The 13,856-nt window shown below is 46.0% G+C and carries 15 protein-coding genes; 3 read left to right on the top strand and 12 right to left on the bottom strand.

Going from position 1 to position 13,856, the window contains the following annotated elements:
- Nucleotides 1–84: 84 nt before the first annotated feature.
- From ACFQPF_RS07015 to ACFQPF_RS06995, 5 genes are read right to left on the bottom strand one after another with little or no spacing between them, the layout of a single operon-like run.
- Nucleotides 85–1,761: an AAA family ATPase gene (locus ACFQPF_RS07015; RefSeq protein ID WP_379747974.1), complete on the bottom strand. Its 1,677-nt coding sequence runs from the start codon at nucleotides 1,759–1,761 to the stop codon at nucleotides 85–87.
- A 3-nt stretch (nucleotides 1,762–1,764) separates the two neighbouring features.
- Complete coding sequence (locus tag ACFQPF_RS07010; protein ID WP_379747972.1) at nucleotides 1,765–2,391, bottom strand: 4Fe-4S single cluster domain-containing protein; 627 nt, start codon at nucleotides 2,389–2,391, stop codon at nucleotides 1,765–1,767.
- Nucleotides 2,391–3,086, bottom strand: coding sequence for a ComEA family DNA-binding protein (locus tag ACFQPF_RS07005; protein ID WP_379747970.1), 696 nt, complete (start codon nucleotides 3,084–3,086; stop codon nucleotides 2,391–2,393). The genes ACFQPF_RS07010 and ACFQPF_RS07005 overlap by 1 nt, the downstream gene beginning before the upstream one ends.
- Entirely contained in the window at nucleotides 3,083–3,301 is a 219-nt protein-coding gene (locus tag ACFQPF_RS07000) for a DUF2997 domain-containing protein (protein ID WP_379747968.1), read from the bottom strand. The genes ACFQPF_RS07005 and ACFQPF_RS07000 overlap by 4 nt, the downstream gene beginning before the upstream one ends.
- A 13-nt stretch (nucleotides 3,302–3,314) precedes the next feature.
- Nucleotides 3,315–3,755 carry a hypothetical protein gene (locus tag ACFQPF_RS06995; protein WP_379747966.1) on the bottom strand — a complete coding sequence of 147 codons (441 nt, stop codon included), beginning with the start codon at nucleotides 3,753–3,755 and terminating at the stop codon, nucleotides 3,315–3,317.
- A 278-nt stretch (nucleotides 3,756–4,033) separates the two neighbouring features.
- On the opposite strand from ACFQPF_RS06995, the gene ACFQPF_RS06990 reads away from it, so the two are divergent.
- From ACFQPF_RS06990 to ACFQPF_RS06980, 3 genes are all read left to right on the top strand, one after another.
- Nucleotides 4,034–5,122, top strand: coding sequence for a YHYH domain-containing protein (locus ACFQPF_RS06990; RefSeq protein ID WP_379747964.1), 1,089 nt, complete (start codon nucleotides 4,034–4,036; stop codon nucleotides 5,120–5,122).
- A 12-nt stretch (nucleotides 5,123–5,134) separates the two neighbouring features.
- The gene (locus ACFQPF_RS06985; protein ID WP_379747962.1) at nucleotides 5,135–5,758 is read left to right on the top strand and encodes a hypothetical protein; all 624 of its coding nucleotides are present in this window, start codon (nucleotides 5,135–5,137) and stop codon (nucleotides 5,756–5,758) included.
- A gap of 184 nt (nucleotides 5,759–5,942) precedes the next feature.
- The gene (locus ACFQPF_RS06980) at nucleotides 5,943–6,359 is read left to right on the top strand and encodes a GNAT family N-acetyltransferase (protein ID WP_379747960.1); all 417 of its coding nucleotides are present in this window, start codon (nucleotides 5,943–5,945) and stop codon (nucleotides 6,357–6,359) included.
- 60 nt (nucleotides 6,360–6,419) lie between these two features.
- Here the strand turns inward: ACFQPF_RS06980 and ACFQPF_RS06975 are convergent, their stop codons facing one another.
- From ACFQPF_RS06975 to ACFQPF_RS06945, 7 genes are all read right to left on the bottom strand, one after another.
- Nucleotides 6,420–6,596: a hypothetical protein gene (locus tag ACFQPF_RS06975; RefSeq protein WP_379747958.1), complete on the bottom strand. Its 177-nt coding sequence runs from the start codon at nucleotides 6,594–6,596 to the stop codon at nucleotides 6,420–6,422.
- Between the two features lie 472 nt (nucleotides 6,597–7,068).
- Nucleotides 7,069–7,992, bottom strand: a complete 924-nt coding sequence (locus ACFQPF_RS06970; RefSeq protein ID WP_379747956.1) for a C39 family peptidase — start codon at nucleotides 7,990–7,992, stop codon at nucleotides 7,069–7,071.
- Between the two features lie 445 nt (nucleotides 7,993–8,437).
- Complete coding sequence (locus ACFQPF_RS06965; RefSeq protein ID WP_379747954.1) at nucleotides 8,438–9,472, bottom strand: acyltransferase family protein; 1,035 nt, start codon at nucleotides 9,470–9,472, stop codon at nucleotides 8,438–8,440.
- 344 nt (nucleotides 9,473–9,816) lie between these two features.
- Nucleotides 9,817–11,268, bottom strand: coding sequence for a hypothetical protein (locus tag ACFQPF_RS06960; RefSeq protein WP_379747952.1), 1,452 nt, complete (start codon nucleotides 11,266–11,268; stop codon nucleotides 9,817–9,819).
- On the bottom strand, nucleotides 11,268–11,819 hold the full coding sequence (locus ACFQPF_RS06955) for a sigma-70 family RNA polymerase sigma factor (RefSeq protein WP_379747950.1): 552 nt from the start codon (nucleotides 11,817–11,819) through the stop codon (nucleotides 11,268–11,270). Before ACFQPF_RS06955 ends, ACFQPF_RS06960 begins: the two co-directional genes overlap by 1 nt.
- A gap of 176 nt (nucleotides 11,820–11,995) precedes the next feature.
- A complete protein-coding gene (locus tag ACFQPF_RS06950) occupies nucleotides 11,996–13,309 on the bottom strand; it encodes a hypothetical protein (RefSeq protein WP_379747948.1) in 1,314 nt (437 codons plus the stop codon).
- Nucleotides 13,309–13,851, bottom strand: coding sequence for a sigma-70 family RNA polymerase sigma factor (locus ACFQPF_RS06945; protein ID WP_379748471.1), 543 nt, complete (start codon nucleotides 13,849–13,851; stop codon nucleotides 13,309–13,311). Before ACFQPF_RS06945 ends, ACFQPF_RS06950 begins: the two co-directional genes overlap by 1 nt.
- Nucleotides 13,852–13,856 lie beyond the last annotated feature (5 nt).

The following is a 13,856-nucleotide window of genomic DNA, read 5'->3' as shown; positions in this document are numbered from 1 at the left end:
CAAAACGGGGGTCCGGTACTTTTTCTGAAGAAACCGCGTCGTATCGGCTTCTAGGGAAAAAGGTACCGGACCCCCGAACTGTAGTTAAAAGTCAATGGCTCTTCCGCCCCGGGTGGAGCGGAGGTCGTCGCCGCCAGCAGATGGTATGGTGCTGCCGTTAACCGCTGGCCGCTCTGCATACTCCGCGCGGTCTTCACGAGGCGTAGCCGTGATGGCGCGAACGTTCGCCCATTCACGAATCGCTAGAATCTGTTCCGCTTGTGTAACCGATAGTGGAACGGTATTTTCGATTGCCCGCTCAAAATCAGCTAATGTTATGCTGCGCTCTTCTGAATAAGCCTCGAACATCGCGGATATGACGAGGTGCTCGATTTCGGCACCGACAAAGCCCTCTGTCATGCGTGCAAGATGCTCGAGCGTGCTCTCGTCACGTTGAAATGTCCCGATCACATCTGGATGCAGCAGCCGCTTGTCCATATGCACCTTCAGAATTTCCGCCCGTTCCCTCATGGTTGGCAGATCAACGAAAAAGATCTCATCAAACCGTCCTTTTCTCATCATTTCAGGAGGAAGGGCTTGAATGTTGTTGGCTGTCGCAATAACGAACACCGCGCTCTTTTTCTCCTGCATCCACGTGAGGAACTGGCCGAAAACACGTGCCGAGGTGCCGCTGTCACCACCCGTGCTCATGCCGCTGAACCCTTTTTCAATCTCATCGATCCACAGAATAGCAGGTGCGAGCGCCTCCGCCGTTCGAATGGCTTCCCGCATGTTCTCCTCACTGCTTCCAACAATTCCGCTGAAAATTTTACTAATATCAAACCGTAAGAGAGGAAGGTGCCACATCGAGCTGATGGCTTTAGAGATTAAGCTCTTTCCGCAGCCAGGCACGCCGGTAATCAGGACACCCTTAGGCGCGTCTAAACCGTATTTGCTTGCTGAATCGAGCCACGATTTGTTGCGTTTGTGCAGCCAGCGCTTCAGGTTCTCCAGTCCGCCAACATCCTCCATCACAAGATCGCTCGTGATAAACTCTAAAATGCCCGTCTTCTTAATGATCTGCTCCTTTTCTCGGAGGATAACGTCAACATCGTCGACACTGAGCCGGCCATCTTCTACCATCGCTCGTGCGAATGCGTTTTCCGCTTCGGATAACGTTAAGCCGAGAGCCGCATTGACGAGCTGTTCTTTTTCAATAGAAGATAGGTCTATTTGAATTCGGCCGCTCTGTTCGTTAACGGCGATCATTTCATCGAGAACACTCTTGATTTCCTGTAAAGAAGGCAGGTGGAAATCAACAATCGTCACATCCTTCTGAAGATCATATGGAAGAACGAGGGTAGGCGATGTGAAAATAATGCTCTTAGGATTAGGGCTGCACTTCAGCTTGGACACCATATCCCGCAGCTTCCGGATCACCTGAAAATCGGGCAGCTTTCCTTGACCGCCGAAATAAATATGAAAATCCTGCAGCACAAAGATTCCAGCGTCATCATAGCTCTCGATATAGTCTAACGCTTTGATCGGTGCGACGGTATCTGGCACCTTTTGTGAGAGTTCGTTCTCCATGCCCGAAGTAAGGCGCCACGTCAAAACATTTCGGGGCCGTTTCACAAGCTGTGCATTGGCACCGACAGACCGAATCACAGATAAAATGCGGTCTTCTTCAAACGTTTGGATATATAAAAGCGGAAAGCGCGCCTTCAGCAGGTCAGCTAAAATGGATTGTGTTGTCTTTTCTTGTATCACCGCAGTTGTCATACGTTACTGTTCTCCCTTCGTTCGTTCACCAAGGCCATTTGTCAGGAGCCTCAGCTCTTCTTGAGTGGCCATTCCGTTCAGCGCGACAGTTCCATCACGCTCGATCCGGATTTCCAGTTTGTTTGGAATACGATGAAGCTGTGAGGCTAGATCAGCATATTTGCTGGTCAAAAACCGGTAGTGCTGATTAGCTGATCCGATCCATGGCCGGCTAAGGTCGAGCTGCTCTTGAACAAAGGGCCCGTCGATCAGCAGGTCAACCTGGCGGAGGAGGGCAGAATAACCAGGTTTGTTCTCCGCCAAAATCGTTTCATAAGTATATCCGCTGAAACACATAACTGATAGGCCCGCTTCCTTTACTAAGGCAGCCAGCTCGCTTAACGCCTCGGCTTGGTCAAAGGGCTCACCGCCCAAGAACGTGACCCCTTCAATATCATGCTGATGCTTGCTTTTTACGATTTCAGAAAAAAGCTGCTGTACAGTCGTTTCTTTGCCGCCTTTTGTGCTCCACGTCCACGGAACACCGCAGCCGCGGCAATGGATAGAGCACCCCTGCACCCAGAGGCACGCTCTTTTTCCAGGACCCTCAACCGTCGTGAGAGGAAGAAACCGGTGGATGCGCAGCTTCATTAAAAATCAATAACCCTTCCAGACTTGGCTCCTTCCACAGCTGGCCGCTGAATGGCCGAAAATGCGACAAGAGGTCTGACACGCTCCATCACATGTGGTTTCAGCTGCAGGACGTCACAGAATTCATCAAAATGTTGAAACCCGCCGTTCAGCTCTTTATGCTGCACCGCCTTTTTGGCAAGAATGGACCCGATCATCGGCAGTGCGGCGATTTCTTTTTCCGATGACGTGTTAATATCCAGAACGGAAGGGTTGGAAGACAGCGGCCGCGGTTCCTCCGCTTTAGCAGCCGCCATATGCTGGCCCATCGCATACTCGCGGTCAATGCTCTGTCTCAATCGTTCTAGCTCTTTTTCTTCAAATCTACTGTCTTTCATTTTCTCAAGCCGAAGCAGGTATTCCTTTCTCACGACAAACACATGGAAAAAGGAGATGGTGGAACAGATAAAGTAAATGGCTAACGTTAAACCATATGACCAATGATCTTCATCGGTCGTTTCAGAAAAAATGATCATCAAGATAAATGGAATAGAATATAGCACACCAGCAAGCGTCCATTTTCTCTGCTTCACCCGATAGCCAATATAGAAGAAAGAAATATAGTTAAACAACCCAAAGGTTACTAATGCCCAAAGCATCCATAAGGAATTTCCCCACTCCCACGCTTTTCCTTTTTGCGTAATCCCCTTACTCATTCTTTCATCCCCCTGTTAAGCTGTATGATCGATTTCTCTTCTGTTTGCAAACTTGTTTCATAGTATTCGTTCGTAAAATTAGAGTCCACCGTTTCAGCATCCAGCATCTTTTCCAGCTGCTCCAAAAATGCGAGACACTCTTTGCCCTTTAAGCCAAGTGTCTCCGCCTTAATCTTGCCGTCCGGCCCAATCTCAATCTTTATCCGCTGATCCATGGGTCATCCCCCTCTACACTTTAAACGTCAAAACGATGGAATTCGTTTCTGTAATCTCCTCAGACTCCAGCACATACCCTTGTCGCTCCGCACGCTGCAGTAACTTCTGATACGTCTCCTGCTGAAGAATGCGTGTGTACTCGTCCTGTATCTGATGGAGAAACTCCTCGGCATCCTCCCGCGAAACAGAAGAATCCGCAGCCAAGTCGAAGATATTTTCCTCATTTTTATAAAAAACCATCTGATGAGCACCTGTATGGATAGAAAGATTCTGCTCGTCCACCATCACCGTATGGCAGCCATACTGTTCCAGTGCTTGCTGCAAAAGCGTTTCGTCCTTCATATAAGAAGGAAGCACGAACGACTGGTTCTTCTCTTTTCTCTTCTCCAGCTGATCCGACGTATATTGAGAAACCGCAATCGCAACAGGAATCAAAACAAGTTCAATACTCACGGCCAAGCCTCCTTAAACCATCGTCATAAAATGACAGTATTTGTATGAGTATACCATTTTCCGCCTCACATTTTGGAGAAAAATGTTTCTTTCAGAAGCTAAGATCCGGGGTCCGGTACCTTTTTCATAGACACCGCACTGCTAATACACGCATAGAAGCAGGTACCGGACCCCGATTAAAATCTGCCGATAATTTTATTATTGTAATATCATAATAACACTTGTAATCTAGTTGTAATAAATGATAAATTATAGGAAGTTTGTAAAGGAGTGACAATATGTTGAAGAAAATCACTATTTTCAGTATAGCTTTCATGTATATGCTAGGAACCGCCTCTACCGTTTCTGCCCATTCCGGCGGCTTGGACGGTAATGGAGGCCATAACTGTTCACCAAAGTCTATAGCAAAGGGCCTATGCACGGGGTACCACTATCATAACGGAGGGGGAACTGCCCCTGCTCCGGCACCGGCACCAAAGCCCGCCCCTGCGCCAGCGCCAAAACCTGCTCCAGCTCCAGTTCAAAAGCCAGCAGCACCGAAGCCTGCACCTGCACCAAAACCAGCTCCAAAGCCCGCACCAAAAGTGGACGAAAAGCAGGTAGAAGCGGACAAACATTTCACCACAGCCTCGTCTATGGTTCAATCCAAAGACTACAAAGGTGCAATAACCGAGCTCGAAGCGATTTATGAGTTGGACAAGATTGATGCGAAAGTGGAAAAGCTCATGAGCAATGCGTTTAACGGAGTTTGGACAAATTCACAGCAATCCAGTCAAAACAAGAAATACAAAAAAGCCAAATCAGAATTGAACTACATTTTAGATCACAAACGCTCCAGCTCAGAACTGAAAAAGAAAAGCGAAGATCTGCTTAAAGCGATCAAGGCAGAAGAGAAGTATAACAAACTAGTGAAAAAAGCGGAGAAGTCGCTAGCTAAAAAAGAATATGAAGAGACATTCCGCAGCATTGAGAAGATGCATGACACAAAGAAAAATGCTGAAGAAGTATCAAAACTGAAGCAGCAGTCGTTGGAGTCACTGACTAAAGAAATGGAAAAAGCGGTTCAAAAGCAATCGTATAAAAAAGCGAAAAAATGGCTGAAGCTGCTGATCGTATACGCACCAGCCAAGCTTCATCCTGAATACAAAGCGTTGCTTGAGGATGTGGAAGAAGAAGCAGTCATCCAAGAGACGCTAGGTGTTTCGAGCTGGGACCGTGAAGGGAAATCGCTTTTCAACCACATTATGGAGCCTGAAAACGAGACATCCTACAACAAGTCAATTGCCGAGAGTTTAAAAGACCGTCTTGTCGAAAAAGGCGAAGAACTACGCTTCATTTTTAAAACAAACATTAAAGAATTATTTTAAGGGGACAAAGAAATGCAGCCAGATACAACCGTTCGAAGTAAAAAAAGCCTACTTCAGAAGTCCTGGATCACATGGACATTCTTGATCTTGTTTCCACCGCTAGGATTGTTCATCCTATGGAAACAAAAAAAGTATACGAAGAAAAAACGATGGGTCATCACGGCTGGAACAGTTGCGTACTTTTGCGCTCCTATCGTAGCCGGAGCGTTAATGACCGTTCCGCTGTTCCAAAATCATGACGAATTCACAAGCGCTTTTTCGGAAGCCAACAAAGAGATGAAGCTGAACTACAAGCTGCAGGAAACGAGAAAAGATAAAGAAACCATCACATCGCTTGTGTCTGATGATGTGACAATCATGGAAAATGTGAATGATACTGGGCAAGTTCACGAATTAATCATGGTTGGCCAGGGAGACGGAAACGACATCGTTCTTACGATGGGACTGTTAATCGCTGCGACCAATCCAGAACTGAGTAAAAAAGAAGTAGGCGACGTGCTGAAGGATTTGAGACTGTTTGATAAGTCCTATCAATTTCATGAAAATGAAACTTCAGTAGAAGTGAACCTTATCCGCTACAACCTAAAATACGACCAAAAAGCAGGCGTGATCTTCAGCGTCTCAAAAGTGAACTAAGCCAGGGTTTTTTCCCTGGCTTTTTTTCTGGTTCCAAGATCTTGGTTCCAAGATTTAGGTTCCAAGATCTAGGTTCCAAGATCTGGGGTCCGGTACATCCCCTTAAAAAAGGCGTTCCAGCCGCATCCAACCTAAAAGGTACCGGACCCCGGGATGGCGAATTCCTCTGGCAGGAGGGAAGAGGATGAGCTATAAAATAATCGAGGAATTTAACGAAAATGAGCTGCTTCAGGTTCATCACTTATTTCAGCAGGAATGGTGGACAAAGGATCGCACGATGCAGGATATGAAACAAATGTTTAAAAACAGCGGGTTAGTTGTTGGCGTTTTGGACGAAGAAACAGAAGAACTAATCGGGTTTGCCCGTGTGATCACCGATACGGTATACCGTGCGTTTATCTTTGATGTCATCGCGAAAGAGACAGCTAGAAACAAAGGAATCGGTTCGCTGTTAATGAAAAGCATTCTATCGCACCCACGTGTAAGCAGCGTCGACAGGGTGGAGCTATACTGTCCTGACCGGCTTGCCCCGTATTATGAAAGGTTCGGGTTTAGTACAGAAGTGAATGGCAGCCGATTGATGAGGCTGGTTAAAGAATAAAAAGAGCTCATGGATGACGAAATACCTTGTCATCCGTGGGCTCTTTTTTTCGTGAACAATTTAGATGTTAAACCTTTCTCCAATGCGCTTATGCAAATCCGAGTTCTTAGGAATGGTATAAAGCTCGCTTTCTTTATCAAACTTTATTGCGATGCCACCGTTCGGATTCTTCCAGAGACGGTATGTTCCTTCGATATACTCGTTGCCATTTTCCTTTTTCGTGATTTTCTTTTCCATATTGCACTCCTTCATGGTTAATTTTGTGAGTGGGCTGCATATGTGGCGTTCGTGAGTGTGCCTTGCTCCCCAAATTTCTTCTTATGAACAATTTTAGAGTAATTTCCTCCAGATTTCAGTCGTTTCAAGGTGATTTTTTAAACAAAATCGAGCGATTTTATCTAATTTTGAAAGTGTGGGCATTTCTAGGGTGTTTTTTTTCATAAAAAGTGTAGTTAAAATACCGTGTCACAACACTTTTTGAAATTCATGCATCAAGTTAAGACATCTTCACAACAAGTTATCAATTCTTCAAAGCATTTCAAGCGTTCTTTACAGCATAATCCTTCATTGTTACGACAATTGCTGAAATGATGGGATTGCAGCAATAAAAAAGAAAGGGTCCGGTACTTTTCCGGAAAAACCGCTTTGCAGCAGCTTCCAACCGGAAAGGTACCGGACCCCAAGTCATTCCAAGTCAAGCACTCATTCATCAGTTATAGCTAATCGCTTGCTTGCCCATCTGATCCCAGGCGGCAGCAAAGCTCGACCGCGCAACTTTGCGGTTCTTCTGATTCGTCAGCGGATCGTTAAAGTAAATGTACTGGCTGTCAAATCCGGTTACGAGAACGGAATGCTCGCGGTACGTCACTTTTACAGGACCCTGAGGTGTATAGAATGTCGTAAACTGCGATGCAGGAAGGGCCGTGAACCAGGAGTTGGCGATTACCCACACTGGCTTCTTCTTTTGCAGCTGCCCGATCACAGCGGTTTGAAAAGTCTTTCCTGTCAGGTCGACCACACGCGTCCCAAGGTACTGGCGTGCCAGCGAGGCAACCGGTCCATGGTACACGCCGTAGCCTGGCTTGTCTTTGTCATACATATTCCCAACAAATCCAACGTACGGATTGCCGAAATATACTTTTCCGTCTGCCGCCTTGCGGTATGGCGTCGGATCCTTTTTGACCTGGCTCGCGAGCGTCATCTTGTTGGCGCTTTTGCCGGCATATTGAAGCATCATCGCGAGGCTCGTGACCTCACAGCCGCGCGGCAGCTCAGGCATCTGGCTGATTAGCGGAGCGCTGAGAATCACTCTTGTAGCAGGCGGAGCAGTAGTGGTAACAATCCAGCTCGCGACCCAGCCTTTACGGCCGTCCGGCAGCACGACATGGTACCAGATTTCATTCTTGCTGTTCGTGAACTGTTCATACGCTGTCATTTTTGCTCCCGTTTTTAACTGAGCGATGACCTTATAGCTTAACGATGCACCTGAACGGATATTGGCCACATCCACGCTGACATAGACCGCTTTATTGATCGGTGTAGCGGCAGCGGATGCCTGCTCAGCAGGCAAATAAAGAGTGACTAACGAAAAGGCCATCATAAAGGCGACGAGATATTTTGTGATTCTGATCATTCTTATCCTCCTCGATGTCGATCTGTTTCTACATATAAGTGTATAGTTAGACAGATTTTTCAACATGAGGAAACATAATCAATTTAAAGCTTAAATTCATCGAAAAATAAGTATAAAGAGCACACCCAAAAATTTTAGCGGGGTACGGTACCTGTTGATAAGTTTTGATCAGACTTTCTTACTTTATCCACAGATTTATTCGATTATTTAAGAATTCCGACAAATAACGAGTTTGTTTGCCCTTTTTCTTAAACCGCGGCTGTGTATACTGTTGACGATACGGTGGATAAGTATGGTTATCCACATAACAGATGATTATTTTTGGGGGTCCGGTACTTTTTCAATGTTATCCTGCCAGATAGTACTTTCGACGAAAAAGTACCGGACCCCCATCATAAAATAGGCCGCTCTCTGATCAGAGAGCGGCCTGGCTAGCACAATAAGTTTAAGCCGCACGTGACAGCTTCATTTCTTTCTTTTTTGGTACCTTTCGATTCGTGTTTCCCACCACAAACGACCCGAAAGGCAGCTTGGAAAATAGGAAGATGATCAGCATGGAACCGGCTAATGAGATGAAGAATAAACCGAACACGCGTGTAAAGGTGTTCTCGAATAACCCGGCGATGTCTGCGCCAAAGTAACGCTGCAGCTGCCAGTGAAGAAAGTAGATGCCGAACGAATAGCTGCTAATCACATTGATTACTTTAAAATTAGGCATAAGCTGGCCCCAAGCCATAACGGCAACACTTATCGCAATCGTGAGTGGGAGCAGATCGATTCGTCGTGATCCGACGCTCGTGTAACCTGCTTCAAACAGAACAAATACGACGAGCAGAGATACCACAACACCCGCTAAGGTCCACCATTTGTATTGCAGAAACATTTTTGAAAGCTTTTTATAATGCCTGCCGATCACATACGCGATGGTAAAGTACGCGAACCAAGCGGTGAACGGAATTTTGAAAAAGGCGATATGCTCTTGCACGAACGGAATGTTGCCTTCTAGGATCTTGAAATGAAAGACCATGGCAAGGATGCTGACAGGAACGAGCCAGTTCATGGAAAGACGGTATTTTGTCACGAAATAATGCAAAAGATAAAACTGAAAGATGATCAGTACAAAATAGCCTTCAAATTCACCGAGAAACAAGTTTTTTAACATCTTTTCGCCCAAATCGAAGGTAGGGCTCATCTTATAGCTGATGAAGGCATCAATAATGGCGAACGAAACGTACGGTGCAAGGATCCATTTAAACCGTTTTGACCAAAAATTTTCAGGGAGTTTATCGGGATAACGGTTGGCTAGTATAACTTCTGACAGCACTACAAAAGTGGGTGTCGCGTAGCATAGAATGGTTCTGAGAAGCTGATAATACTCTGATTGCGGAAATCCCGTGGCCAGTCCCACCTGGGATGTACTATGCAAAAACACGATCGATAAACAAGCGATAGTACGTAACAAGTTCCACTCTTTTATCATAATATCCCTCATTTATATTATTTTATAAAAGCAAAATCGAAAAACCCAACTGCTAACTTAACAGATAAGCTCAGCGGTAAAAACACCAAAAGAGAAGTTGTCATCACAATGACAAGTGAATTAAATATAGCGGTAATAAGCTGTCTATAAATTGGATTCAAAGGGATATTTTACTCATGAAGGAATGGGAATGTTGCGAGAATTTAGGCTTTATTGCAGGAGTTATGAGGAGTGGAAATACACTTATTCTATGGACCAATGCGCAAGGAGAATGGGGAGGAGGATAAAAAAATTCGGGGGTCCGGTACCGTACCGGACCCCCGAAAGGCCAAAGTGGAAAAAGATTATTTCACAACTTTAACACCATCCGCATTTCCAGCTGGCTGCAGATTGATCATGGTGCTAGTCACTGCGTCATTTGGCGGATTAACATTAAAGCCATAGTCGAAATGGACAAGGAATTTTGTGTTTCCATTAGTCCACGTAGTCGGTTCTAATGAAAAAGCGGGTATGTTCACTTTTGAGTGAGGATCGAAAACATTGTACACAAATTCATAAACAGGCTTTACTTGTTCACTGCCATCGTAGCTTTGTGACTTAGCGTCGAATGGGAAATTGGTGTTGAAAAGGATAGTAATCGTACTTAGCTTGTTGTTTTGAAAGCCATAAGAAATATAGGTCAGTTTTGTTGTAAAAGAATACTTGGAAAAATAGGAAAAAGGATACCGAAGCGAGCCGCTGGAAGTTGTTGTTCCATTCTTACCTTGCAATTTGATAACTTCTTCCTTCGTCATGCCCCAGGTGAACTGTTCATAAAAGGCACGAGTCTCTGGCGTAGCAAGGGGGTACTCACTCATCACCTTAACCGGCACTTCTTTTTCAAATTCTGTGCCATCGTGTCCAGTGAATCGGACAGTGATCACCGTTTCATCCTTCACCGGATTGGCTGCTGCGGTCACGAATCCTTCTTCACTCACGGTCAGGACGTCTGGATCACGAACCTCGAACGTTACTTCTCCATGTTTCACTGCCTCTTGCGGTCCAACGCCTATATCAGTTGGTCTTGTATCATCCATCACCGCGAACACCTCAAGCTGCATGCTTTCACCAGCTTTTAACTCATCCGCACTGTTGATTTGAAGTCCGGTTACCACCAAATAATTTTTTTCTTCGTTCACTTTCAGATCTTGGAAGACAAACGATGAGAGAACTCTTTTTTCATTGTAGAACACCGCTTCTACACTGTTCTCAAGGCTGCTACGGTCGATCTTGCTGCTGAGTGGAATGGAGTAATCAAAGGTAAAGGACTCTCCGGCTTCGATCTCACCTGCTGGTACATCAAGCAACACTTCTGACATTCCAGCGGCTTTGATCAGTTCTTCGTTCGTCAGCCGAAGCTTGAGCTTGAACGGAGCGCCTTTCTTTTGTGATGTGTTCGTAACAATTCCGCTCACATCCACCGTATTCTTTTCCTCATCATATATTAACGTGCCCTGTGGCTGTGAGAACTGCTCGCTTGGAGCGGCGAAAAGCTCCTTCGTTTCATTTTGCTCTACCGCTGTGCTCGGTGCTTTGTCGTGGTTCATAACCTCATACCCGGTAAAAGCAAGGCCAGCAACGACGGCGGCCGTCAGCAGCTGAGGTGCGATGTTTCGGCGTTTTTGCGGCTTCATTTTTCTGTAGCGCAGATCATTGATTTTCTCCAGCACAGCTTTCTCATCCTTTTCTGTGAACACTTTATGTTGGGTTAGCTGATCATCCATTGTGGTGTGTAAGGTCTTCAGCTTCTTCTCCATCACAGTTGGCCTCCGTTCTTCATAAAGATTTCCTGCAGTTTGCTCCGGCCGCGGATCAGCCTGGTTTTTAGGGTTGCCTCACTAATTTCTGTCATGTCGCTTATCTCTTTTATCGAAAATTGTTTGTAATAATAAAGCAGGATAACCTCGCGATATTTGAGCGGCAGCTGCAGCACGGAATCGGACAGCATCTTGTTGTCTGTTTGTGTGATCACATCCTCTTCTACTGATGTGCCTGAGCTGGCCGCGAGTGGCAGCCATTTGTCGGTAAACGCTATTTTTCGATAATGCCAGCTTTTCAAGAAATCCTTGGACCGGTTAATGGCGATCGAATAGATCCAGCTGCGAACGGCAGAATCGCCGCGAAACGTATCCAGCTTTGTGTAAAGGGTGACGAAAACGTCCTGTGTAATATCCTCAGCGTGCTCCCAGTTCTTCACAAACGTGAAGACGAGCCGCTTAATTTCCTCGCCATACTGCCTCATAAAAAAGACAATCGCATCCTCATTGCTCTCGGAACGCCAATCCAACTCTTCATCTACCGTGTTCAAGAAATGTACCTCCTTCATATTTCTGATGGTAAGACGACGCTCATGAAAAAAGGGATTCAAAATCTCCATTATTTTATTGTGAAGGAAAAATGAGGGAGAGGAAAGGGGCGATATGTACGGATTAAGTCATAAAAAAAGACCGGTACCCTTTCAAAAGGTACCGGACCCCGAACCAATCAGTGAAGTTGATTAATACTTGGCTCAAATTCTTTATGTTTGTCTTTAATGAATTCTCCATTTTCTCCTGTGTACATGCTGAACGCTCGAATCGTGTTATCTTTTTTCCAATAGAAGTGCACGATTTTTTGGATTTTTTCCTGTTCAAGTCCCTCCACATCTCTTACATCAACGCCCGCAACAGCACCATAATACGTCTTATACCCGTCTATCATACCGAAGCGATAGTCCCATACCAGATTGCTGTCCATGTCATCCACGCTTGTTCGGTAGTTACTGCCGAACATGGCCTTCACTTGTTCCATCGTCATGCCAGGCTTCATAACCGCCACGAGTTCTTCCCATGTTAACGTACCTAAATCTAGACTCTCCAATTGCTCTATTTTTACGGGCACCTCAAACGTCAGCACCTCTCCCATTTCGTCCTGATAGGTGACGGTGATGACCGTATCATAGGCGGCTGGCTCACGAACGGCCTGAACGACACCAGTCTCACTGACCGTTACAACGTTCTCGTCTCTAACGTCAAATGTAACGTTTTTGCGATAGTTTTCATCATTTAATACGTTTACGATCTCAGCTGAGCTGTTTCCTTCAAAGGTCACTTGAACGTTGAGCTGTGTCCCTTCATCGGAACGAATTTCGTCGACCGTCTCTACGTTAATTTTCGTTGCTTGAGGAGGAGCGGGTTCATTGATCACAAGATCACTGATCACATACGACGACAGCACACGATCATCGTTGAAGAACACCACCTCAACACCGTTCTCAAGTGCAGCTGGATCAATGGGCGTGCTGAGCGCAATAGAAGAGGCAAACGAAAACGGGTCGCCGGCGCGCATGACGCCTGACGGTACATCCACGAGCACCTCAGATTGGCCGGCTGCGTCCGCCAAGCTAGGATTCTTCAGCACCAATTTCATCTTAAAAGGAACGCCGTTATGCTTGGATGTGTTCACAACTCTGCCTTGCACGTCCACGCTCATCATGTCAGGGTCATACGTGGCGGTTCCCTTAGGCTGCGAGAACTGCTCAGTTGGCGCAGCGAAAAGCTCCTTCGTTTCATTTTTCTCTACCGCTGTGTTCGGTGCTTTGTCGTGATTCATCACCTCATACCCGGTAAAAGCGAGGCCAGCAACGACGGCGGCCGTCAGCAGCTGAGGCATCACGTTCCGCTTTTTCGGTTTTATTTTCACGTACCGTAATTCCTGAATTTTCCGTAAGACCGCTTCCTCATCCTTCGCTGTGAATACGGGCTTCGTATACAGTTCTTCGTCCATGATCGTTTTTAAATTCTTCAGCTTTTGCTCCATTAATCGCGGCCTCCATTTCTACAATAAATGTCCTGAAGCTTGTTTCGGCCTCGTATAAGCCTCGTCTTCAGTGTGCCTTCACCTATGCCTGTCATCTCACTGATCTCCTTCAGTGAGAATTGATTGTAATAATAAAGAATGACCACTTCACGGTACTTGATCGGCAGCTCAAGCACCGAACGAGCGAGCATTTTATTGTCCGATTGAATCATCACGTCTTCTTCCACAGTGGTAGGGGAGGCGGCGGTCAATGGGAGCCATTTGTCGGTGAACGCAATCTTCCGGTGATGCCAGCTTCTTAAAAAGTCCTTAGAGCGGTTAATCGCAATCGTATAGATCCAGCTCCGGACCGCGGCCTCGCCTCTAAAGGTATCGAGCTTCGTGTACAGGGTGACAAACACATCCTGCGTGATATCCTCGGCCTGTTCCCAGTTCTTCACGAACGAGAACGTCAGCCGCTTAATTTCCTCGCCATACAGCTTCATAAAATATACCACCGCATCCTCGTTGCTTTGAGAACGCCAATCCAGCTCTTCTTCCATTGATT

It is taken from the genome of Fictibacillus iocasae, assembly GCF_042665465.1.
In the GTDB taxonomy this organism is placed as follows: domain Bacteria; phylum Bacillota; class Bacilli; order Bacillales; family Fictibacillaceae; genus Fictibacillus; species Fictibacillus iocasae.
The sequence above is the reverse complement of the archived record's forward strand: the minus strand, read 5'-3'. Positions and strand labels throughout refer to the sequence as shown.